The organism is Paraburkholderia sp. BR10141, from assembly GCF_056155635.1.
In genome coordinates, this window is the sequence record NZ_JBMIQH010000035.1 from 1 (window position 1) to 24,445 (window position 24,445).

Annotated in this window: 11 protein-coding genes, 2 pseudogenes and 1 other annotated feature; of the genes and pseudogenes, 1 reads left to right on the forward strand and 12 read right to left on the reverse strand. The window is 62.5% G+C overall.

From position 1 onward, the window contains the following. The coding region (locus tag ACOJB8_RS33190; protein ID WP_475016327.1) for a sensor histidine kinase at positions 1–1,349 on the forward strand (1,349 nt) is incomplete at its 5' end. A 149-nt stretch (positions 1,350–1,498) separates the two neighbouring features. Here the strand turns inward: ACOJB8_RS33190 and ACOJB8_RS33195 are convergent. The 12 genes and pseudogenes from ACOJB8_RS33195 to ACOJB8_RS33250 all read right to left on the reverse strand — a co-directional run bounded on the left by ACOJB8_RS33195 (position 1,499) and on the right by ACOJB8_RS33250 (position 24,426). Beyond that, positions 1,499–2,170, reverse strand: a complete 672-nt coding sequence (locus ACOJB8_RS33195) for an IS3 family transposase (protein ID WP_342946545.1) — start codon at positions 2,168–2,170, stop codon at positions 1,499–1,501. Between the two features lie 208 nt (positions 2,171–2,378). After that, positions 2,379–2,672 carry a transposase gene (locus tag ACOJB8_RS33200; RefSeq protein WP_342946546.1) on the reverse strand — a complete coding sequence of 98 codons (294 nt, stop codon included), beginning with the start codon at positions 2,670–2,672 and terminating at the stop codon, positions 2,379–2,381. A gap of 270 nt (positions 2,673–2,942) precedes the next feature. Next, positions 2,943–3,313, reverse strand: a pseudogene (locus tag ACOJB8_RS33205) (ISKra4-like element ISBte1 family transposase); the annotation flags it as partial. Positions 3,314–3,546: 233 nt separating this feature from the next. Next, entirely contained in the window at positions 3,547–4,458 is a 912-nt protein-coding gene (locus ACOJB8_RS33210) for a M14 family metallopeptidase (protein WP_342946547.1), read from the reverse strand. Between the two features lie 125 nt (positions 4,459–4,583). After that, complete coding sequence (locus tag ACOJB8_RS33215) at positions 4,584–5,030, reverse strand: hypothetical protein (protein WP_342946548.1); 447 nt, start codon at positions 5,028–5,030, stop codon at positions 4,584–4,586. 65 nt (positions 5,031–5,095) lie between these two features. Further along, complete coding sequence (locus ACOJB8_RS33220) at positions 5,096–5,620, reverse strand: hypothetical protein (RefSeq protein ID WP_342946549.1); 525 nt, start codon at positions 5,618–5,620, stop codon at positions 5,096–5,098. Positions 5,621–5,664: 44 nt separating this feature from the next. Continuing rightward, a complete protein-coding gene (locus ACOJB8_RS33225; protein ID WP_342946550.1) occupies positions 5,665–6,066 on the reverse strand; it encodes a hypothetical protein in 402 nt (133 codons plus the stop codon). A 54-nt stretch (positions 6,067–6,120) separates the two neighbouring features. Next, positions 6,121–6,486, reverse strand: coding sequence for a hypothetical protein (locus ACOJB8_RS33230; RefSeq protein ID WP_475016330.1), 366 nt, complete (start codon positions 6,484–6,486; stop codon positions 6,121–6,123). A gap of 118 nt (positions 6,487–6,604) precedes the next feature. Next, positions 6,605–7,701, reverse strand: a pseudogene (locus ACOJB8_RS33235) (IS3 family transposase); the annotation flags it as partial. Beyond that, positions 7,442–7,558 (reverse strand) — a sequence feature (AL1L pseudoknot). It overlaps the preceding pseudogene by 117 nt. A 573-nt stretch (positions 7,702–8,274) precedes the next feature. Then, positions 8,275–8,565: a hypothetical protein gene (locus ACOJB8_RS33240; RefSeq protein ID WP_342946552.1), complete on the reverse strand. Its 291-nt coding sequence runs from the start codon at positions 8,563–8,565 to the stop codon at positions 8,275–8,277. A 94-nt stretch (positions 8,566–8,659) separates the two neighbouring features. Beyond that, on the reverse strand, positions 8,660–9,178 hold the full coding sequence (locus ACOJB8_RS33245) for an SMI1/KNR4 family protein (protein WP_342946553.1): 519 nt from the start codon (positions 9,176–9,178) through the stop codon (positions 8,660–8,662). Beyond that, positions 9,175–24,426, reverse strand: a complete 15,252-nt coding sequence (locus ACOJB8_RS33250; protein WP_475016331.1) for a LysM peptidoglycan-binding domain-containing protein — start codon at positions 24,424–24,426, stop codon at positions 9,175–9,177. Before ACOJB8_RS33250 ends, ACOJB8_RS33245 begins: the two co-directional genes overlap by 4 nt. Between the last annotated feature and the right edge of the window lie 19 nt (positions 24,427–24,445).

Here is a 24,445-nt window from a genome sequence, read left to right on the forward strand (position 1 = left end):
TCAAGAAACGGCTGAAAGAATCGATCCAGTTCCGTCTGTCAGTCGCGCTCTCGGTCGCGATCCTGGTCGTCGCGACCGCAGCGGCGGCCTTTTCGTTCTCGTCGGCGTACTTCGAGGCGCATGAATTCCAGGACGACGTGCTGCGTCAGATCGCGACGCTGCTCGATCGTCAAAGCGCGCCGATGTCTGCTTCGCCGACCGGCAGCGCCACACACACGCCCGAAAGCGACGAAGCACCACGCGTGATCGTCGAACCGCTGAAACGCGACGGGGCGCCGCTTGTTGCCGGCGACCGGCGACTCGCCGGTGCGGCGACGCTGCCGGACGGTTTCCATACGCTCGATGCGGACGGACGGGCGCTGCGCGTGCTGATTTACACGCTCGCGAACGGCGAGCGCATCGCGGTTGCCCAGGATGCGGGCGTGCGGGATGACACCGCGCGAGAAGGCGCATGGCGGACGGCGATGCCGCTCATCATCCTGCTGCCGATTCTGCTGCTGGTCGTCGCCGATCTCGTACGCAAGATGCTGCGGCCGGTCGCGTCGCTGTCGGCCGAAATCGACGCGCGCAGCGAGCACGACCTGCAGCCAGTCGAGACCGATCATCTGCCGGTCGAGGTGCGGCCGTTCGTCGTGGCGATCAACCGGATGCTCGGACGTGTGGCGCAGTCGGTCGATGCGCAGCGCCGCTTCGTCGCCGACGCGGCGCACGAGCTTCGCTCACCACTCACGGCGATGTCGCTGCAGGCGGAGCGGCTCGGCGAAACGGATCTGCCGGTCGACGCACGCACGCGCCTGACCACGCTGCGCGGCGGCCTTGAGCGCAGCCGCAATCTGATCGAGCAGTTGCTCGCACTCGCACGGATACAGGCGAAGACAGCGCGGCCCATGGAACCGGTGTCGGTCCACGCGACCTGGCGGCGTGTGCTCGAAGACCTGATGCCACTTGCTGAAGCGAGGCATATTGATATCGGCGTCGAAGATGGGCCGGATGTGCGAGTGAGCGTCGACAGCATCGAGCTGACGACACTGATCAAGAATCTCGTCGACAACGCGATTCGCTACACGCCAGACAGGGGACGAGTCAATCTGGCCGTCCGGGAGACAGGAAGTCAGGCGCTGTTGACCGTTACCGACAACGGCCCGGGCATCTCGCCGCACGAGCGTGCTCGTGTGTTCGATCCGTTTTATCGCATCCCGGGTAACGAGCAGATCGGCTCAGGGCTCGGACTGGCAATCGTCCGGACGATTGCCGAGCGGATGGGTGCCGAAGTGAGTCTGGCGCCCACCGACACCCATACGCAACGCGGCTTGCGCGTGTCAGTGCGGATTCCACCGCAGTCTCGCTGATCTCGCTGTGAGCGCACATCTTCCCGTCTCCGTCAGTCCATACTTGGGCTGTCGTCAAGATTCGGAAGTTTACGTACACCAACGGCGAAACCGTCATATTTGAGACTGAGGCGTCGAGGCAAGGATGTCAATTCATGCCGAAAATGATCTTACCCACGAACCGTGGATACCTTGAATTCGGCCTTGGTCAATGTTTCAAAGGGCAGCGGTGCCTCGTAGCCGATCGTTGAGTGGCGCCGCTGGCGGTTGTAGAACACCTCCATATATTCGAACAGACTGGCTCGTGCCTGATCGCGGGTCTTGAAGTCACAGTGCATGACCAGCTCTGCTTTCAATGTGTGGAAGAAGCTCTCCATCGGTGCGTTATTCCAGCAGTTGCCCTTGCGGCTCACACTTTGGCGAATCGCGTGCCTGCTGAGCAAAGCTCGGTATTCGACCGCTGAGTAGGTTGTTCCCTGATCGGAATGCAGGATACCTGGCGCGGGTCCGCAGTTGCTTATTGCCATCTGAAGAGCATCCATCGCGAGCTGGCAATCGAGTGTCCTGCTCATTGCCCAGCCCACCACAGCACGCGAGTGCAGGTCCAGAATTGCGGCCAGATAGAGCCAGCCCTCACGCGTCGGGATGTAGGTGACGTCGCTCAGCCAGCAGGCGTCCGGCCGGTCTGCCGAGAAGGTGCGACTCACGAGATCCGGTGAGGCCTTTCTGGTGTTTCGGGAATCAGTGGTGACGCGATACCGCTGGATGGCTTTCGGCATGATCTGCGCCTGTCGCCTCAATTTGGCTACCGTATTGAAGCAGCACACAACCCTTGTGCGCACAGCTCGGCATGCATACGTGGCGCGCCAGACGTGTGACGGCTTGCAACATGAATGGAGCGGAACTTCGAAGTCAGCAGCATTTGCCTCTGGCTGCGCTCGCTCGGCGCCCGGGTGCGCCAGGCGTAGTAACCGCTAGTCGATACGTTCAGCGCCCGACACATCGCCTTCACCGGGTAGCTATGCAAATGCGTAGCAATGAACTGATGCTTCACGTCGATCCCCGCGCGGAGTAGATGGCCGCTTTTTTCAAAAGCTCGTTCTCTTCCAGGAGCCGGGCGTTCTCATGTCTGAACTTTGCGACATCTTCCTCCTGAGCCGGCGCACGTTTCGGGGCGCCGATGCGCTCCTCTTCCTCGAACTCGAGCCGCCAGTTGCGCAACTGGTTCACACGAATTCCCAACTCACGCGCAATCTGCGCTTTGGGTTTCTCGCCAAGTGACGCCAGCCTAACGGACTTCAGCTTGAATTCACGGCTATACCGTTTGTATTGCTTGCGTTCCATGACACACCTCGCAGAGCTAGCATGCACCTTTCAAGGTGTCCACTGAACGTGGGTAAGATCAAAACGGCCACAGCCGGCCATTTAACATACCAGCGCGAATCTTCGACATTCGCGCGAACGCCGTATCACCGGGGGAAGAATTGAAGAAAGGCTTTGCGTTGCGCCTAACGGCCTTAGCAGGTGTTGTCTACGCGCTTGGCGGATGCGCCAACGTACCCTCTGAACCCAATACCGCTGCCGATTTGCAAGGCTCGCACGATGTCATCGATCCTTGATCACCTGTTCCAGATTCTGCACTCGCATGGCGACGTGAAAGCAGTCGAGTACCTTATCGCCACAATCGCCAAAGTCGAGCTGGGCGCGGCGCACGGTGTCGCCGCCGTCGGCCAGGAAAGTTACTGGCTGGTCCGCACCGACACCCTCCTGGGCGAGAAACGTCAGCATCCGATCGGCGGGCGCGTGCTCGAGTGTATGAACGTATGCGAAGTTGTGTCCGCCGCCGTCATTGTGCAGTGATTTTCCGACGATCACTCCGAACCAGCCGTCCTGCCGGCTGCTGTGTCCGGCCAGCCGAATATATCCGCGTCGATACCCACTGCGCGTACTGAACTGCATTGCGGAATAGCGTCGTTCCGCGCGCTATTTAGCGAAGGCTGACCATCGGCTCAAATTGACAGGGCTCGCGCATCCGCCATTCGAAATCGCGGCACTCTACGGCTCACTAACGGACAATGACGACGTCAAGGTGCAGAGCATGGGCTGCTGCGAGCCGGAATTTTCCAACTGAGACCGGCCCGGAATTTGGGCCAGCCTCACCGCATTGATCAACGAATAGGCTTCAACCCGCGGCCCATTCAGAGCCCGGCGGCGGCGGTTAAAGCCGTCTGTCACTTGAAACGCCGAAGTAGCAGAGCTTATCTCCCTGAGTCGGATTGCTATTCGGAAAGATGATAAAACCATCCCTCGGCGCCTTCAGTAAGGTGCCATTTGCTCGACGCGCGATAACTTGCCCCATTGCAACCGGCTCGCCATTCTTCCAGTCTCCTGCGAGAGCGTCTCCTCGCGAAATGCACAGCAAAACATCGACGATCTGGATTGTATTTTGAACAGCGCGCGCGGGACGAAGCCTATCGACGAGTCCGAGATGGGAAAGCGCGTTGACAATCGCGGCGTAGGCCACGTCTATCGATTTCGGCTCGTCGTGCGTTCCACACTCGACCGTCACGCCGAATCCTCCAACTGCACGCATGTACTCCGTCGTTCCACGGCCCTGCGAGACAGGGCCGCGTGTATATCCGTGATTTGCACGCACCTCAAGAAAGCGCGCGTAATTCTCCAGCCAGCCGTGAATGACGATTGACGGCCCCAATATTGCGGCGAACGAGCCCTCTGCATCAGCATGGCGGAACGGTTCCAGCGTGCCATCGTTGTTCTGCGGCCCGAGAAAGACAAACGGTTCGCCCTTGCTGTGGAACGAGTGGAGGTCGAGCAGAATGTCATGGTCTCGCATCAGCGCGCACAAGCGGTTGCCAATGCGGTCTTCGTAGTCCACCGGAACGTCTCTCTCGCGTAGATCGCGATTCAGATTGCGCTCACCCTCCCGTGTTCGTTGTCGAAACGCTTTAGGGTTGGCAACGGGAACGAACGTCACACTGCCTCGCCTGATGGCGAGCCGGCCACTGCGACAATCCGCAAGAGCCCGGTGGATGGCAGTGGTGCCGCAGGTCTCGTTGCCGTGCACCGCACCGAAGACCAATAACCGCGGACCGCTCTCGAGCGCGCTCAAGCGTATGCATTCGAGCACGTTGTCCGTATGGTTTTCGTGCTCTGATATACGGGGATGAGTAGGCTGCATCAAGGTTCTTCCCTGGTCCTCGCGCCGCCGCACGGCAACACACAAGTTCCCGACGGTTACTTGCTGGACACTGTTTTCGGGTCCACGTACTTGCTGGATGCGAGCAGCTTCTTGCCGCTGTCCGCGTCGATCGGCTCGATCTTCGCACACGTCATGTTCGGGCTGATCTGGAAATAGTTCGACTGATCCGCCGCGGCGACGAATTGCTTGCCGTCTTCTTTCCATGTCGGCGACGAGCCGCCGAAACATTTAACTGATACGGTGTGCTCACCCAAGGGTACACGGAAGCTCGTATTCTCGCCGGACCGGATGGAGAACACGTCCTTGCCGTCAAGCGAGACATAATAGCTATTCGTGGCGCCAATCAGGCTGCCCGAACGAATCAGGACCAGTTGAGAGGAGGCGGCGCCATCCGCCACAGCGGGAAGCTCACCGATACGTCCGGAGCTGGCACAGCCAACCAGGGTGGCGCAAAGTGCGCCAAGCGTCGTTTTTCTTAGCATGAGAGGGTCTCTTTCTAGTTGATGAACTGCGTTTCCGCGGAATGGACTGAGATTTCTACCTGTTGCTACGAAATCCGTGCGAAGTCGGGATCTTCAAAGAAACTGCGTAAAAGATCCTGAAATATCGCGCCTGTCGCGTTGTACGCGCTCGGCATTGCAACAGCCGCCAGGAACGAGGTGCGCCAACGAGAGTGCGCACGCAGTACCTTATCGTAGCCGACAACATGGTCACACTCGACGACAAAGTGAGCCGCGAGGTCAGCGTGACCGTCCGCAACATGGAACTCAAGCAGTTCCGCTTTTATGGTCCTTGTGGCCTCTGGCTTGTAGTTTCCCGATTTGGTCAGCTCCGTCTGTATAGCGTCTTTCAGATACGATGACCACGATGTTCCCTTCGGCGCCGTGATAAGCAGGTTACGCAGTTTGGTTTGCACATCGGCTGGATGGTCTTCTTCAGATATCACGCTGTACATTGCCAATTGAGGCAGGCGTGAAAGAGTCAGTTGATTGGTCAGGCTCGCCTGATATGGCGGCATTGCTTGTGTGACGCAGCCCGTGAGCATCAGGGCACTCACGGCCGTCGAGATCAAGACTGCTCGCCGGCAGATGGGACTACGCGTTCCGTTGAAGTGACTCATTGGGCGAGATCCGACGCCTCATCGATTTCTTCCAGGCTCTTGCCGATGACCTGCCGGATGACTATCTGGATTGCATCCCGAGGAGCCATGGGCCCAACACCCACAGGCGCGGATGCGTTTCCGATCGTGCTATAGATCGCGTGGTGCACTTCTTTGGTGACGAGATCGTGGCCTGGTTCAGCGTAGCTGACTTTGCAAACATATTCATCCGTCACCACCGTGCCGGCAATCCCGAAAGTCAGTTCAGTGGTAAACCCCTTTTTCGAAGCGTCAGCCTGTGGCACGTTACCGACGCTTTGAACAAGGTTCAAACCTTGACTTGGGAGCTTTACTATCACGGCATCCAGGCCCCACCCGATCTGGACCTTTTTCAACGTCTGGATAACGTGCTCAATCACCCCCTTCCCCTTGCGTCTCTCGTCACACGTCCGAGATTCATCGCCTCTATCAAACTACGGCCGAAGCGCAGCTTGGTGGACGCGCTCCACCGTCGGCCAATCGACATCGGCCGGAGCAACTTCCAACACCTTGAAGGCCTCTTGCTCAATGCCAGCATCGAAGCCATATCGCGCCTGGTATATCTTTGCGAACACCAGAGCCCAATAGTACGCGTTGTAGAACGCAACCAACTCCGACAGGTCGCCGACGCCCAACGCGGGACGTAGTTCTCGATGAAGCAGCGCGACCCGCCGTGCGTATGCGTCCCTCACGTCTTCGTCCAGCTCGTACCAGCGCACGGCGGGGAATTTCTCCACCAACCGCGCCAGTAATGCATCAGTAACAGGCAATTGGGCTTCCAAAATCAAGTCTTCCATCATTCCCCCGCCACTGGCAGATGAGTCACTGTAATTGGGATGGGTGTGGCTTGGTTGTTGAACAATGTTTGCAATTGTGACGCAGCCTGAACCGCCCCGGGAATCGTGGAGGCTGGTTGATTTAAGTTGATGCGGGTTCAGCGACAGCTGTTTCAAGTTGCCGATAGTAGTTTGCCTCAGCTTCGGCGGGCGGGATATAGCCGAGGGGTTCCATCAGCCGATGATGATTGAACCAGGCCACCCACTGCAGCGTTGCCAGTTCAACGGATTCCCGCGTTTTCCAGGTGCGGCGATGAATCAGTTCAGCCTTGTACAAGCCGTTGATCGTTTCAGCCAGGGCGTTGTCATAGCTGTCGCCCCGGCTACCGACCGACGGTTCGATGCCCGCTTCGGCCAGCCGTTCGCTGTAGCGAATGCTGACGTATTGGGCCCCTCTGTCCGAATGATGTATCAAGGTTCCGTCGTCGCCCGGGCGCCGCGCGTAAAGTGCCTGCTCAAGTGCATCCAGAACGAAGTCCGTGGTCATCGAACTGCTGACTCGCCAGCCGACGATACGGCGAGCGAACACATCGATCACGAAAGCCACATACAGCCAGCCCTGCCACGTCGAAACGTAGGTGAAATCCGAAACCCAGAGCTGGTTCGGCCGTGCCGCCTTGAACTGGCGATTGACCCGATCCAGCGGGCGCGGGGCTATGGCATCAGGAACAGTCGTGCGAACACGCTTGCCTCGCATCACGCCGCGCAAACCCAGTTGCTTCATCAACCGTTCGACCGTGCAGCGCGCCACCGCGATACGCTCCCGGTTCATCTGCTTCCAGACTTTATCCGCGCCGTAGACCTGCATGTTGGCTTGCCACACACGCTTGATCTCCGGCCGCAGACGTTCATCGCGGATTGCGCGAACAGAGCGCCGCGACGGATCACGAAGCTGCGCGGCATGGCGTCGGTAACCCGACGGGGCAATCCGCAAGACCTTGCAGATCGGCTCGACCCCGAAGGTGTCGCGATGCTGATCGATGAAGGCCTTCAGGACTTGAAACGGCGGTCGAGCTCCGCCTGGGCGAAAAACGCGCTCGCGACCTTGAGAATCTCGTTGGCACGACGCAACTCCTTGACTTCGCGCTCCAAGGCCTTAAGGCGTTCGCGCTCGTCGGTGGTCATGCCATCGCGCTCACCGTGCTCGACCTGGTCGCGCTTGACCCACTCGTGCAGTGTCACACTGCCGCGCCGGATGGCGAGCCGGCCACTGCGGCAATCCGCAAGAGCCCGGTGGATAGCGGTGGTGTCGCAGGTCTCGTTGCCGTGCACCGCACCGAAGACCAATAACCGCGGACCGCTCTCGAGCGCGCTCAAGCGTATGCATTCGAGCACGTTGTCCGTGTGGTTTTCGTGCTCTGATATACGGGGATGAGTAGGCTGCATCAAGGTCCTTCCCTGGTTCTCGCGCCGCCGCACGGCAACACACGCAAGTTCCCGACGGTTACTTGCTGGACACTGTTTTCGGGTCCACGTACTTGCTGGATGCGAGCAGCTTCTTGCCGCTGTCCGCGTCGATCGGCTCGATCTTCGCACACGTCATGTTCGGGCTGATCAGGAAATAGTTCGACTGATCCGCCGCGGCGACGAATTGCTTGCCGTCTTCCTTCCATGTTGTCGACCAGCCGCCGAAGCATTTAACTGATACGGTGTGCTCACCTAAGGGTAGCCGTCTGGCATGATCAAGCGGCCTGCGCTTGAGGAGCCGCTGTGCTTACAATCGCAGGGGTGCGTTCTAGAAAACAGTGCCCTTCAGTATTCGAACGCTCCGACATACTCCATTGTCGATCCTCCCGGAGCGGAAACTGTATTAGGGGGAAACACGCAAATAGCGGTGACGGCAACAAGATTCGCAGGAACACCGTGTACCGACAAGAGGTCGTTACTGGCAATTAAAACGCCTGGAGCATTTCTTAACTGTGCAGCCGAAAGCGGAATGTCACTCTCTGGTGCAATCTCCCCAATCGAACCCGCCACCCCACGCTCCGCCGGCGGCATCGCAAACGCAATCGCGCCGCTCTTTTGCGCCAGCGAAGATGCCATCTCCCCTGCGATCGACCCTACCCAACGCGCCGCAGATAGGCTCGAAAACAAAACAAACGCAGGTATGCGGTGCCACTGAGCTAGCTACGCTGATTCATTTTTTCTGGAAGCGCGCGACCTCTAGGCGGTTGTAGTCCATCATAGCCAAAAAGAACTCGCCGACATTCGTAAACCTATCTATTAATTCCCCAGCTAGCCATAACACTTCGCCGGGTGCTTCTGCTTTTGGCAGAGTAAGAACAAACAAGTCCCGGTCCTGCGTGGTGGCCGCGATTGGCAGCAGATCGTTCCGCCGATTTCTTGTCGCAGAAATCACATCATCGTCAACTGCGCCCAGTAACTCTCGAGCGGCAGACATCTTTTCGCTGCCGAGAAGATCAGCAGTTCCGAACAAGTCAACAGTCTGATAAAAACCGCGCCATCCATCGGCATGGAGCAGAAGCTCGGCATAATTTCTATCAAGTCGGGTACCTAATGCAGCTTCCACCGCCTCGATTTGTGCAGGAGTCGCTGCAACTGCCGGTAGATGATGTGGCCACAACTTCCGCTGATCAGCCTCTGCAAGTACTTGCTTTATGTAAGCAAGCTTAGCGATTTCCTGGATCCAGTTCATTCGGGTGAGCTATAAAGAAAAATCGTTGGTTTATACCCAAGTGGGTAACCGTTCGCTTGTCCGCCGATGCTCATGTTCACACGCGGCGATAGATCAAGCCAAGAGTGAGGCACCGGGTTTCCTGTCCAAGTCGTATCAGGAACGTGCCCCGCATTTCCCACATACGGGTCCCCCGCGTCAGCTGCGGCCTGCCGCTCAAGGGCAGCTTGATAGGAAGCCTGCGCTCGCAGCGCTCCACTTGTCGAGACACGACCCGAAGAAGAAAGGGCACCTGCTGCGATCGCTTCATTACTACCAGTAATGTAGGCATTTACTTGGTCAATCTCTTCCGGCGTCGCTCCTGGGACAGGCTTCACCCAGACAGGCCCCGTCCCTTCCGCGTAGGGCCCAACAAAGTCCGGGCCATTTACGCTTCCATTGTAGGGCTTGAACGTCCATCCGCTACCTAGGCTGTTTGGGGCAGTCCCGATGTTTTGGACACCCCCATTATCCACCATGGACAAACGCAGACCGGTCTGGTCGACATAGCTATCAACCATCCGTGCACCGACATCGCTGAAACTTCCTGCGAAGGCTCGCGCCGCTGGCGCCACCGCCTGGGTCATTTCGCCGGCGCCCATCAGGGTCAGACCAGCCTGCCCGAAAGCCTGCAGTTCATGGCCAAACGCCTCGACGTAATTCCCAGCATGAAACTGCTGGATTGCTTCGTCCTGGTAGCCAGCGCCGATCATTGTGTGACCGAAGCTCTCCAAGCTTTGCCACGCTTCGCCAGCGTACTGGCCCGCTGTCAAAGCAACTGATGGATTTGGCTCCAGTAAGCCGCCCCCACCTCCAGTTGCTCCTCGGATAAACGCGTCAAGCGGGGTTTCATTCATAACGGAGTTGCCGCCTGCTGCGAGGGAGCCTGGCAGAGCACTAGCGTCGTCCGGCGATGTACGTCCCACACCCGTTACAAGAATGTTGAGCCCCGAGTCCTGTACGTCCGCCGGTGTTTGCGCTTCTGTCATCAACGCTGCAATGCGCTGTGTCCGTTGCAACTCAAAGTCGGAGCTCGGCACATTGCCAAAGTTGCCCGCCGCGTCATAACCGGGTATATCGTTGGCCGCAGACCTGAACGCCGCTGCATTTAGATCGACATTTGTACTGTCGTCACCCGACCACGCGGACAGCGCACCATCATAGTTCGTCCCGTACGACGTAGCGCCCACATCAAATGGAGTGCGGCTTGCCTGCACCTGGATCACGCCGTTGGGGTCCATGAAGCTGCGTTCGTAGTTGTAGCCGTTGTTATCGCCACCAGCATCGGACGTCGCCGCAAGCTGGCCAGAGTCACCGATATCATTCGACGCCACCAGCACACCCGGCGCGCTACTGTAACTACCCTGCGCGTCGCTGAACGCTCCGACCATCTGGTTGTACACAGCATCGGTGTAACCATCCCCCGACGGCAGCGCCGCTCCCGCCCCCAACGGCCCAAACATCACCGCATCGCCCGGCATGCCCACATCGCTCGACTGCATCACCGCCGTCTGTGCCTGCGCCAGCGCATCCTGCTGCCCCGAACCCAATGCCTGCCCCATCAGATCCTCGCCGAGTGCGTTGCCAAACGCATCCGCCGCAATCGAGGCCAGTTCGACTTTGCCGCCAGTCGCCAGCGTCGTCACCGTATTCGACACCATCCCTGTCGTGAACCGGTCCAATGTACTGTTGACAAGCTGCGACGCTCCCGCATTACCCAGTGCGTTGCCCACCGCACTGCCTACCTCATTGCCGGCGGCTTGCGCGAGCGGCGCAGCCGCGGCCGACAGCGCCACTTGCGACCAGTTGAAGCTGTCCTGCTGATGCAGCGCCAGACGCACACCCTGAGTCGCGGCGTTTGCCAATGCTCCGCGCAATGCCTGCTGTCCGATCGCAGAGGCGTTAAAACCCACCGGCGCATCGGGCAAGATCATAGAAGTCCCCGCCGCCTCCAGCGTCTCCAGTAGATCGAAGCCCTGGTGCGTGCCCAGCGCATCACCCACCAGCTGACTTGCTGCATCGGTTGCCGCTCCGATCGCAGCCGCTGCCCCAAGTGTTCCTCCCAGCGAGGTACCGCCGCCGGCGGCGAAAGTGCCCAAGCCCACAGTGTTGACCCCTGTGAGTCCGGCATCCACCCCGGCCCCGACCCCAACGTTCATGCCGGCACCCACACCCGCATCGATGCCTGCGTCCACCCCCGCGCCAGCCCCGGTCTCAGCGGCTACCTCCCCAGGCACCGCGTCGTACTGCTGTGCGATCGCCGTCACCACAACCACGATCACCAGGATGATGATCCCAAGGATGGCGCCGCAACCCCCAGCGCTATCCGCCGGCGGCTGCGGCAAGTTCGGCTGCGTCCCGCCAACCACCGTGCTCGCGTCATACGGCCGGAAGTCGCCCGCGCTGTTGTGAACGTCCCCCACCTGATTCGGAATATTCAGCGTCTGACCGACACGCAGATCCTTGTCGCCCGAGAGCCCGTTCGCATCCGCGATCAGATACCACAGCTTGCTGTCGCCATACGCGCCCTGCGCGATGCTCTCCAGCGAGTCACCCGCGTTCACCGTATACGCACCGGGCGTCGGCGCCGGGTAATTGCTGTTAATCGGCTTATACGTCGGATCGAAATTAGTCAGGTCGACAAAGTTCGGCTGGTTGCCCTTTCCCGGCGCATCAGGACTCGTCCCCATGCCGGTCGTGCCCACCAGCTGACCATTGGCGATCAGCTCGCGCTCGACGCTGCTGCCCTGCGTCTTCTGCAGGATTTGCCCCGAGGCGTCGTTCACGAAGCTGCGGTTGTTCACGCTGTCCGTGGTGTCTGTAAGACCCGTCAGGTTGCCGTTCACGTCGTACTGGTAGTTCGTTGTGCCCGACTGCAACACCGTGCTCGTGCCGTGCTCGGATGAGATCTCGTAGTTCTCGTAACGCACCAGCGTGTTGGTATACGTGTTGGTGTACTGGTTACCCTGAGTATTGGTCTCCTGATACTGAATAACGTTGCCGACGTTGTCGTACTGGTTGTAGCTGACGTAGTCCTGCTCCGACATGTTCGCGTTGTAGTTGCGCTGATACAGCAAACGCCCCGCGCCGTCGTACTGGTTCAACTGGATCTGGTCGGTCAGTCCGAGCGTATCGAAGAACGACTGCGGCGTACCGTCCGGTCCGCTGCGCACCACGCGGCTATCGGCGTCGTAGAAGCGGTCGTCGATCAGCGTGCCGTTGTAGGTGGTCGTCACCAGACGGTTCAGCGCGTCGTACGTGTACTTCTGTGTCACCACGCCGGTCGTCTTCCCACCGCTCGAATTGAGCACGGCTCCGATCGACGTATCCGAGATCCGGTTGCCGTCCAGGTCGTCGGCCATGTAATGCCCTTGCGTCCCGGAGATGTCGTGGTTCGCGTCGTAAGCATCGGCCACCGTTTCGCGATTCATCGAGTCGTACGCAAAGTACAACGTGCTGCCTTCGTTGCCGTCGGACGTGTTCAGGTACTCGGTATGAATCTGCGTCCGGTTGCCGTTCGCGTCGTACGTGTAGACGATATTGACATTGCCGTCCTGCACTTCGCGCAAACGGCCGAGCGCGTCATACGCCAGATGGTTGTCCTGATAGATCACTCCGCCCTGGCTCGTCACCTCGCGAATGCGGTTGCCCGACGCGTCGTACGCGTACTGCGTGGTCTGGCCGAGCGAGCCGTCGTAAATTTGCGTGACGTGCCCGGCCACGTCGTAGTTGTAGGCGAGATACTGGCCGCGCGTGTTGGTCTGCAACGTCAGCTGGCGTGCGTTGTCGTAGTTGTACGAGTACTGCGCGCCGCCGATATCGACGTGACTCAGCAGTTCACCGAAATAGTCGTACTTCCAGGTCGCCGCATTGTTGTCGGCATCGACTTCCGCCATCTTGTGACCTTCGGCGTCGTACGCATCGCGCGTCACGGCGCCGCCAGGCGCGATGGTCTCCGTCACGTCGCCGCGCATGTCGTACTCGTACTCGGTCGTCTCGCCGGCCGCGTCGGTCACCGCGATCTTGTCGCCGCGCTGGTCGTAGGCAATACGCTCGGTCAGCGGGCCATTGCCCACCAGCTGGATGTCGCTGCCCGCACCGTTGTAGTTGTAGCTCGCGACCGCATTCGCCTGCTCGGTGCTGATGAGGCGCCCCATGTGGTCGTAGCTGTACAGCGTGGTCAGCCCGAGCGCATCGACCATCGAGGTCTTATCGCCGAGCGCGTCGTAGGTATAGCGGACCACGCCGCCGTCGGCGTGCAGTTCGGCCGTGACATCGCCTTGTGCGTCGTAAGTCAGGCCATTCACGTTGCCATTGCCGTCGCGCGTCGCAACCTGGCGGCCCATCGCGTCGTAGTAAATCTGCGTCGTCGCACCGGCTCCCTCCGCGCCGTCGGTGGAGGTCTGCACGGTCGAGACCAGCTGGTTGTTCTGGTTGTAGCTGAACTGCGTGATCCACGAAGCGGCACGCGGGTCGCTTTCGGTGAGCACGTTGCCCCAGCGGTCCACGGTTTCGTTGATCACCGGACGGCTGCTGTCGGCGACCGCGCCCGAAGCGGAGCCGCTGACCATCTCGCCGACCCCGCCCGATCCCATGCTCTGGATATACGGCGTCGAACCGGTCGTATCGCCCGAGTAATAGTGCGTCGGCTGCCCGGGAATCGTGTAGCCCGGCTGGTACGGCGGCGTGTTCTCCGACACCGACGGCGCGCTCGTGACCGGCGGGATCCACACGTTGGTCGCGCGCGTCTCCTGCTGATACGCCGTGTAAGGCACAGCCTCCACGTTGCCGACCGGCGACATGACGTAGCCTTGGCCGAGGTTGGCGGAGCCGTCCTCGTTGTAGCTGGTCACAACTGGCGGACCGTAGGTGGGCGCGCCCGATTCGTCGTAGCCCGTAATGTAGTTCGAGGCCGGCGGCGGGTTCACGGTGACGGGCACCTGCACCGTCACGGTCTGGGTAGTCCAATAACCCGGCACCCATACGTTTTGCGCCTGCTGCGTCGTGTACGGAATGGCAACCACGGTGCCGCCCACCTGCGCGCCGCTTTCGTTGGTGCCGGCGCCGACTACCTCGTAGCCTTGTCCGTAGATCGGCGAGCCGCTCTCGGTCGTGCCGACCACGACGGGCGGCCCGTAAATCGGCGCACCGCTTTCGTCGGTACCGATGATGTAATTGCTCGGGTCCGGCGGCGTGACCGTGACCGGCGTGTATTGCGTCGTGTAATGCCCTTCGACGTACACGCTCTGCTGTTGCTGCTCGGAAACCATCTCGGTGTAGGGCACCGCGACGATCGCGGGTCCGCCGGTATAGCCTTGCCCGAAGATCGGCGTCGAGCCGTTGTAGCCCACCACGACCGGCGCGCCGTACACGGGCGCACCGCTCGCGTCGTGCCCGGTGATGTAGTTCGACGGCGGCGGCGGAAACACGGTGTATGGCACGGAGACGGTCGTATACTGCGTCTGCCAGTGGCCCGGCACCGTCGAACCGATCGACAGGTTGCCGGTCGCGTGCGCATCGGGCGAGCTTTGTCCCGGCTGGTAATACAGCACCTGGTAGTTATAGTTGCCGGGCGGCAGGCCGCCGATATCGACACCGTAATCGGTAACCGCATTGCCGCTTTCGTCGACCGACGTCGGCAAACCGCTTTCGTCGTTCACGAGCCCAGCCGTGACGGGCAAGGTCACCCACGTCGAAGAGCCGGCCAGCTGGTACTGGAACACCGCCGTCTGGCCACCGGTGTCGGTCCAGTGCAGCACGTTGGTCGCGGTGGCGCCGGAGGGTGTCGCCGCATCGTAAATGGGGGCGCCGCCTTCATCGGTGCCCACCTGCCACTCGCCGCCCGTCACCCCGGCGCCGATGGAGATCGGCGCGGTAATCACCGGCAAGCCGACCGGCGGCACGTAGCGCGGCGCGACCGGCGCCGTGACCGCCACGTTGCCGGTGGAGTGGCCGAACGCCTGCCACTGGCCGTTGTGAATGTAGAGCACCTCGTACTGATACTGGCCCGGCGGCAGGCTGCTCATGTCGACGCCGTCCATGCCGTTGCCGAGGTCGGTCACCGGCAGCGTCTGCCAATTGTTCGACCCGGCCGCCTTGTAGTTGAACACGGTCAGCGTGCCGCCCGCCTGTGCCGGCCACGAGAACATACCGGTCGGCGTGCCGGGATTGTTGAAGCCCATCGGAATGTCGATCGGCGCCACCTGTGGCGTGCCGATCGTGACCGTACCCTGCCCGGTGATCGCTGCCTGCCCACCGGCCGGCGTGGTCAGCACGCGGAAGTCGTAGGACCCGTAACCGAGGCTGCTCGCGTCGAAGCGATACTGGTCGCCAAAATCGACCAGTTGCGACGGCGGCACCGTTTGCCACTGGCCGCTACCGGCCGGCGCGATCTGCAATGCGACGTTGGTGCTCGCATCGGGTGGCGCGGCGACGGCAATGTACGAGCCGTTCTGGTTCAGCACCGACTGGTTGAACACCTGCTGCCATTGGCCGTTTGCGTCCTTCTTCCAGACCGTCATGCCCGCGATCTGCGAAACACCGCCGGCCGAACTCGACGACGGATCGGACCAGTTCAGGACGGTCCCGCCGTTGGCCTGGGCGGCGGTAAAAATCTGGGTGACCGATTCGAGGGTCTGTGGAATCGTCACCGCAGTGGGCTGGCCGCTCTCGTCGACGCTGCCGCTCTCGCTGACGCCGCCGCTCTCGCCCGCGCCGCCGGTCGGCGCGCTGGCGCTTTGCGTGTAGTAGCTCAGCTGAACCTTGATGTCGCCGTTGCCCAGCCCCGCAAGGCTCGGCCACGATACGTTGACCTGATTGTTGCCGTACCAGGTGCCCCCGCCGTTGCCGTTCGGCACGAACGTCGCGCTCGAGGCAATTGCCGCCTGCGATTCGATATTGCCGACCTGCGCGCCGCCGTACACCACGGTCTGTTCCGGCTGGATCACCTTGATCGCGTAGCCGAGCGCGTTGTACACGGTGTCGGTGCGGCGCACGTCGGTTAGCGCAGCGGCCTGGTCCTCGCTGACGATGGTCTGCAAGTTGATGTTGTCGGACGCGCTGCCCGCGCTCGTGATCGCAGCGGTGCGATCGCCGGCGAGGTCGTACAGATAGATCGTGTCGGTGCCGTTGCCGCTGTTGGTCTTCCAGAGGTTGCCGGCGTTGTCGTAGTCGTAGTAGACCTGCGCGCCGCCGTCCATGCCTTTGCTGACCACATCGCCGAACGCGTCATAGCTCGTGCGCGCCACGTCGACGCCGGCCTGCTGCTGCGAGACCTGCGCGATGCCCGAACCGTTCGCCTGCGCGTTGCTGCCTTCCCACAGCACCTGCCAGTTGCCGGCCGCATCCTGCTGCCAGACGCGGACATAGGTGAGCTGGGAAATCCCGCCGACCGACGAGTACTGGTCGTTCCAGCTCATGGTGACGCCGCCCTGAGCCTGCGAAGCCGCATAGGTCTGCGAGCGGCTGGCGGGCTGGCTGGCCGAGCCGACGGTTTCCGGCACGCCGTCTTCGTTGACCGGTCCGCTGTTCTCGCCGACCGGCGTACCGCTTTCGCCGACCGGCACGGTGACCTGCGTGAGCGTCGAGGCGGTGTTGTAGTAGACGTCGACACGCACCGCGCCGCCGGTCGGATTGACGAGCGACGACCAGTTCACCGTGATGCTGTTGGTACCGTTGAGCACGGACGCCTGATTAGGGTAGCTGACCGGGTTCGACGACGAAAACGAGGTCGTGACACCGCTTTGCAGCACTGAAGTCGACGCGGGGTCGATGACCGCGGTGCGGTTGCCATCGGCGTCGTACTGGTACGCCTCGAACCACGTATGCGTGCTGCCGTCGACACCGGTGACCGCCTGCCATTCCTTGGCGAGATGGTCGTCGGCGGTGTACGACGAGAACATCGAATTGCCGTCGGCGTCGGTCGTTTCGATCGCATCGCCGCGGCTGTTGTATTCGGTGTAGGTCACGCGGTCGGCGCCCGAACTGATCGCCGAATAGCCTTGCAGGGTCGCGTAGTTCGAGCCTTGCGCGTGCTGCACCTCCGCCAGAATATTGCCGTACGCGTCGCGGTAGTACTCTGTCAGCGTCGCGGCGGCGCCCGCGCCGGCCGTGTTGCCCTGGGCCACCGCGGTGACGCGGCCGAGCGCGTCGTAATAGCTGATCGTCGAGGTGCCGTCGGGCGTCGTGGTGCTGGTCAGGTTGCCGACGCCGTCGTAGGTATAACGCGTGGTCAGGTTGCCGGTTGTGCTCGTCCCGTTGGACGCCGTGCTGTAAGTCGCGTTGACCTGGGTCTGGCTCGTCTTGCGGTTGTCCGCGTCGTACGTGTAGACGGTCGTGCGGTCTTGCGCCGACGCGGCAGGCGTAGCGTAAGCGCTCAGGTTCCACGAGTTCGTCGCGTTCGCGTACTCGGTCTGACGCACGAGATTGCCGGACGCGTCAAAAGAGCGGGTCGTCACATAGCCGAGCGGATCGACGCTCGCAATGTTGCGGCCATCCTGGTCGAAATATTGCGTCGTGACGTTCCATGCGTTGGTGAGCGGATTGACGAGCGCGCTCGTCTGGATCGCCTCGCCGAACGCGTCGTAGGTCGTGCGCGTGGTTTTGCCCGCCGTGAAGTACTGCGCGCCGGCCGGCGCCGCCGAATCGTAGACGTAGCTTTGCGGATCGACCACCTGCACGGCACGGCCGAGGCGGTCGTAGCTCGTCTGCACTGCGCGGTCGGCGCCGTGGTTGACGCTCGCCGCGTTGACCACCGCACTGACCTGGGCGCTCGTGAACGCAAACGCGCTGCCCGTCGTATCGGCCTGCAAAGCCGACGCGAGAGTGCCCGGCAGGCTCGTTGCCTGGGCGAAACGCACCAGCCGCGTCACGTCGCCGAACGCGTCGTGCGTATAGCCCGTCACATAACCGTCGCCGTCCACGGCATACGTCACATGGCCGAGCTTGTCGTACGCCTTCAGGCTGACGTTGCCGCCGGTGTCGACGTTGGCGACCGCGTCGCCGAATGCGTTGTAGTAGACGCTGTCGCTCAGCGTCACGTTGGTGTACTCGACCCGCGACGCCAACCCGCTCTGACCATTGGCGGCGAGGTTGTCATAGGGCGCGGCGTACACGTTGACCGGCGGATAGATCGTGCGGATCTGGCGGCCGGCCGCGTCGTACACGTATTGCGTCGTACGCTGCTCAGGGCGGCCGAGCGCCTCGGTCATCGCCACCACCTGGCCGTACGCGTTATACGCGTACGACGTGACGACCGAAGTGTTAGCCGAGGCCGACCAGTTCAGCGACAGCGCGCCGCCCGCGCCCGCTTGCACCGATGTCACCAGCACCTGCGGCGACGTCTGGCGGATCAGATCGCCGGCCGCGTCGTAATCGTAGGTCCAGGTGTAGCCGTCCTTGTTGGTATTGCTGAGCTTGTTGCCGGTGCCGTCGTAGGTGTACGTCTCGGTGTAGCCGAGGCCGTCAGTGCTCGCGACGAGCTCCCCGGACGCGTTATAGGTAAACGTCGAAGTGCGGTCCGCGCCGGGATCGGCCGTCAGCGCCGCGGCCACCTGCGCCGTGGTGGGGTTGCCGTTGAGCGTCACCGCCAGCGCGTAAGCCGTGGTCGCGACAATGTTGCCCAGACCGTCGTAGCGCGTTTCCGTCACATAGCCGAGCGGGTCGATCGCATAGCGCTGGCGGCCGTCCGCATCGTAGACGTAACGGGTCGTGCGGTCCTCGGCCGGATTCGGATGGATCTGCGCACTCAGCGCCGCGAGGCTGAGCGACGCGAGGCTCGCGCCTTCGAGCGAGCCGCCCGCGAGCGGCTGCGCGTACTGCGTTTTCGACAGAACGTGGCCGGCCGCGTCGTAAGTGACCTGCGTGACGTCGCCGAGCGCATCGATGCTCAGCACCTGACGATTCGCGCTGTCGTACGCGAACGTGGTGACCCGGTCGTTCTGCGTATCGCCGTACAGCGCGGCAGGCAAAGTCAGTGCGGTGTACGGTGCCGCCGACAGCGCCACTGGTGTTGCATACGCAATCGTCTGGATGACGTTGCCGTTGGCGTCGTAGATGTTCTGGGTGACGTCGCCGCCCGTATCGACCGTCCATTCCAGCCGGCCCGCGGTATCGTAGACCCGGTCGGAGGTGCGGTCGTTGACGCTCGCCGTCACGCTTGCCGGACTCGCCGAGGCGGCGATCGTCGTTGCGTAAGCGATGGTGCGCACCACGCGGCCGTCGCCGTCGTAGATGAACCGCGTCACCGCGCCAACGCCATTGGCGCTGTACGTCAAGCGGCCCGCGGTGTCGTAGACGTTGCGCACGCGCTTGTCGGCAGCCGGATTGGCGATTCCCGCAACCGCCGCAGCAATGGCCGTCTGAGTTGGCGCCGTTTGCGGCGAGATGCGAGTCGCGTAGCTGACCGATTGCACTACGTGACCGGCTGCGTCGTAGTCGGTTTCGGTTACCGCTCCAGTCGCGTCGAGCGTGTAGACGGGGCGGTTCTGTGCGTCGTAGACGGTTTGCGTCACACGGTCGTGCGCGACGTCCACCACCGGTTGCGGCACCGCCCCCGGCGCGCCGAGCTGCGCGACGTTGACACGGTTCGCGTAGGTGACGACACGTACGACATTTCCTGCGCCGTCATAGGTGCGGCTCGTTGCTGCGCCGCTGCCGTCCACGGTCCAGGTCAGCCGGCCATCGGCATCGTAGACGCGGTATTGCGTATCGTCGCGCGCGGCATTGGCGGACACACGCGCGGCGATAGCCGCTGCATTCGGCGTCAGGCCCGCCGTTGAAATCGGCGTGGCGTAGGTCGTCGTGCTGGTGATGCGGCCGTCCGCGTCGTAGCGGGTCTGCGTCACCGCGCCGGTTGGATCGACAGCGTAGATCTGCCGGTTGTCGGCATCGTACGCGTACAGCGAAACCTGGCCATTCGGATCGGTGCTCGCGAGCAGATTGCCGTTCGCGTCGTAGCGATAGGTCGTCGTGAGGTTCAGGCCGCCCGGATTGAGCGTCTGCGAGACGCGCCGGCCGAGGCCGTCGTACTGGTACTGCGTGACCGTGCCGCCCGGGCTCGTCACCGTGATAGTGCGGCCGAGGCCGTCGTAGGTATAGCTCGTGGTGAGGTTCAGTCCGGACGGATCGACCGTCTGCGACAGCGTCTGGCCGTCCAGATCGTAGCGCGTCACCGTCACGACGCCGGTTGGGTCGGTCGTCGACATCTCGCGGTCGAGCGCGTCGTACTGGTACAGCGTGGCAAGCTTCAGACCGTTGGGATCGACCACGCGCGCGAGCAGGCGGTTCGTCGCGTCGTAGCTGTAGGTCGTGAGGACACCGTTCGCGTCGGTGGTCGAGATAAGGTTGTTCGCGGCATCGTAGCTGCTGCTCGTATGCGAGAGCGCCGTCGATACGCCCGTCAGGTTGCCGTTCGCGTCGTAGCTGTACTGGGTCGCGTTGCCGTCGCCGTCGGTGACGGTCTGGGTCTGGCCAAACTCGTTGACCACCGTGCTGAGCTGGATACCTTCCGGCGTCGTCACAACGGTCGTGCGCGTCGCGTCGTTGTACGAGTACGTGGTCGTCGCACCCAGCGCGTCGGTGCGCGATACGACGCGGCCGAACGCGTCATAGGCCACCGACGTCGTGTTGCCGAGCGCATCGGTCGACGCGATCTGGTTGCCGTCGCGGTCGTACTGATAGCTGCGCACGTTGCCGGCCGGATCGGTCGTGCCGATCACGCGGCCGAATGCGTCGTAGCGCATCGTCGTCACCGCGGCGAGGCCGGTTGCGTCGTCGGTCTCGCTGGTCACGCGGCCGTCGGCGTCGTAACCGTAGTCGGTCACCAGCGTGTGAGCTGGATCGATTTGCCGCGTTGTCGACAGGCGGTCGCCGAACGCGTCGTAGGTGTAGCTCGTGACGTTGCCGTTCGCATCGGTGGACGATGCCTCGGTGCCGTCGAGGTTGTAGGTGATCGTGGTGGTCGCGTCGAGCTGCGGATTGCGCAGCGCCGCGAATTGCGCGCTGACACTGGCGGTCATCACCCCGCCGCTCAGCGCGTTCGCGTTGATACGCGTACCGTAGCGGATCGTCCCGGTTACGCGGCCGAACGCGTCGTATTCCGTCTGCGTGACTTCGCCGAGCGCGTCGACACTTGCGGTCAGGCGTCCGTCGGCGTCATAGAAGTATACCGTCCGATGGCCGTCCGCGTCGGTCGAACTCGTGCGCCGCCCCGCCGCATCGTACGTGTAGGTGATGCCGTACTGCGCCCAGACCGCATCGATCTGCGCCTGAGTAGTCGCCTGGGCAAGCTGCGCGCTGCCGTTGCCGGTCAGCTCGCCGATCAGCCGGCCCTGCGCGTCGTAACGCTCAGTGAGCGTGCGCACGTCGGCCGTGCCCGCGGCCGACACCGTCGTCACCAGACGGCCGAGCGAGTCATACACATATTGCGTGACGGTGCCGTTCGGCGCGGTCTGCGTCGCCACCTGATCGAGCGGCGTGTAGGTGCGCTGCGTGACCTGGTCGCGCGGCGTCGAAGCCGGCCGGACCGCGGCCAGCGTTGCGCCCGGCGTGTACGACACAGCAGTCGCGTAGCGGATCTGCCGGGTCGGGTTGCCGGAGGCGTCGTAGACCGTCTCGGTCAGGTAGCCGTCGCCGTCGATCTGGCCCACCACTTCACCGCGCGCATCATAGATCGTGTAGGTCGAAATATCGTGCTGCGGATCGACGGCGGGGATGTAGTCCGCCAGAACGGGATCGCCGGCGGCAGGATTTAGCGCGGCATTCGCGTACTGGGTCGTGCGCACCAGCCGGTCCGCGGCGTCGTAGCTGTACACGGTCAGCGCGCCAGTCGCGTCGATCGTGCCGGCCAGATTGCCGTCGGCATCGTAGAAGTGCCGCACCGTGCGGTCCGATGCGCTCGCCACGGGAATGCCCGACGCGCCGACCGGCGTCGCGTAGGTGGTTTGCGAAAGAACGCGCGAGGCGCCGTCGTACACGGTCACGGTCGCGATGCCGGCCGCCGAAACCGTCTCGACGAGACGCCCTTCGGCATCGTAGCGATAGGTGCCGGTCTGATCCGACGCGGTCGCCGTGGGCAGGACCGAAGCAAGCGACGGATTCACCGCATTGCCCGAGGCATCGACCAGCAGCGCGACGTTGACCGGCGTGGCGTAGACGGTCTGGCTCGTCACCCGGCCATCGATATCGCGCGTGTATTGCGTCAGAACCCCGTTGCCGTCGATGTCGGCCACCTTGTGGCCGAGGTCGTCATAGAGCGAATAGGTCCGCACGCCGGTCGGGTCCTGCGTCATCAGCAGGCGGCCGTCGGCGTCGTACTGGAAGAGCGTCGTGCCGAGCGCCTGGCCGCTCGGTGAAATCTGCGCAATGCTGACCACGCGGCCCGCGGCGTCGCGCACCGTGATGGTTTGCGTGCCGTCGGCGGCCGTCACCGAGATGCTGCGTTGCGCGTCGTCGTATTGAATAACCGTGACGTGGCCTTCCGCGTCGGTCTGGCTGAGCACGCGGCCCAGACCGTCATAGGTCGTCGAGCTTTGCTGTCCTGTCGGCGCGATGACCGACAGCAGTTCGCCACTCGGGCTGTAGACGTAGTGCGTTACCGACGCCGTCGCCGGGTCGCCCGCGCCGTTTGCCAGCGTAACGCCGTAAGTCGTAGTGCTGGCCAGTTCGCCGCGCGCGTCATAGCCGAAATCGGTACGCGCGACCTGCGAAAGGTTGGGCTGCGCGGCGACCCATGCCGCCATCGTGGCTGCCGACGGCGCCTGGTTCGATGCGTAGCCGCTCGTATTGAACGCGCTGCCCGAGTAGACCAGCTTGCTTTGCAGCAGACCGTTGCCCGCATACACGTACTGCGTCACGTCGCCTGACGGGCTCAGCTGGAACAGCAGGTTGCCGTTCGCATCGTAGACGTAGCGCGTCGTGAGCGGCCCGCTCGCGGCGATGCTACCGTCGACGCTGCCGGGGTTCTGGTACACGGTGCTCGTGAGCACCTTGCCGTTGGCCGCGACGGTGTAGCTAACGTTCGATTGCAGGGGCGTCGAGCCCGGCACGGTGGCGCCGAGCGCCGCCTGCCACTGGGTCACGCCGGTCAGCGGTCCGTTCGTGCCGCTGTACGTGTATTGCGTGACGGTGCCCGCGTTCCAGCTCTGCAGCAGGCGCCCGCTGTTGTCATAGGTGAAGCGCGACACCGGGGTCGACTGCATCGTCGTGCCGCCGGCCGAGCTGTCCGCCAGCACATTGGTCAGGTGTCCGTAGTTGTCGTACTGGTAGGTCGTGACGTTGCCGGCGCCATCGGTCACGATCGTCGTCAGGTTGTTCGGATCGTACGAGAACGTGGTGGTCGCGCCGTCGCCGTCGGTGACGCTCGCCACTTCATAGTTGCCGTTGATCTGAACGTACGTGAACGACAGATGCGTGCCGTCCGACTGGGTGACCGAGGCCACCCGGTTGCTGCTGCCGTCGTACGTGTAGGACGTCGTATAGACGTTGCCGTCGGCGGTCGAGTTGTCGAGCGGCGAGAGGTCGGTGGTGACCGACGTCAGGCGGTTCTGCGCATCATAGGTGTAGCTGACCACCTTGCTCGTCACGGTCGACGTGCCGTTGCCGACCACGCTGCGCAGGTCGATCAGATTGTTGCTGGCGTCGTAGTCGTAGTAGACGGTTTCGCCGTTCGCATCGGTGACGGACGCCAGCAGGCCGTTCGAACCATAGCTGTAGGTCGTCGTGTTGCCGTTCGCGTCGATCGAAGCCAGCAGGTGATAGCTGCCCGATCCCGCGTAAATCTGCTTCGCGCCGGTCGATCCGTCGGTCAGCACGTAGGTGCCGTCGGCCTGCTGCACCAGCGTGTCGGCCACGCCGCCGTTGAGGTCGGCCGCCGCATACGAAGCGCCGCCGACGTTGTTGAACGCGCGCTGCGACCCGTCGGCGTTATTGACGAGAATCACCGCGGGGTAAGTCTGGCCGTCCGCGACCGGACTCAGGCTCTGACTGCCCGCGCCGATGCGCCAGCTAAGCGCCCCCTCGCTGTTATACGTGCGCAGCGTCGAGATGCCACCGCCGATGCCAGCCAGCTGATTGTCGAGGTCCTGCAGGATCAGATTGCCGTTGGCGACGTCGACATACGCGCCCTCGTTGGCGCTGCCCTGTGACGCAGAACCGTATATGCCTTGCTGGCCGAGCCTCGCAAGCGACGAATTGTTAATCCCGAGTGTGCTTCCGCTAACGATGGCGACCATGTCCGACCCTATCAGTTGG

Bases quoted from the DNA above. Each gene is read 5' to 3' on its own strand.
- ACOJB8_RS33245 (WP_342946553.1), bottom strand. From the start codon at position 9,178: ATGAACTGGATCCAGGAAATCGCTAAGCTTGCTTACATAAAGCAAGTA.
- ACOJB8_RS33215 (WP_342946548.1), bottom strand. From the start codon at position 5,030: ATGCTAAGAAAAACGACGCTTGGCGCACTTTGCGCCACCCTGGTTGGC.
- ACOJB8_RS33250 (WP_475016331.1), bottom strand. From the start codon at position 24,426: ATGGTCGCCATCGTTAGCGGAAGCACACTCGGGATTAACAATTCGTCG.
- ACOJB8_RS33200 (WP_342946546.1), bottom strand. From the start codon at position 2,672: ATGGAACGCAAGCAATACAAACGGTATAGCCGTGAATTCAAGCTGAAG.
- ACOJB8_RS33230 (WP_475016330.1), bottom strand. From the start codon at position 6,486: ATGATGGAAGACTTGATTTTGGAAGCCCAATTGCCTGTTACTGATGCA.
- ACOJB8_RS33240 (WP_342946552.1), bottom strand. From the start codon at position 8,565: ATGGCATCTTCGCTGGCGCAAAAGAGCGGCGCGATTGCGTTTGCGATG.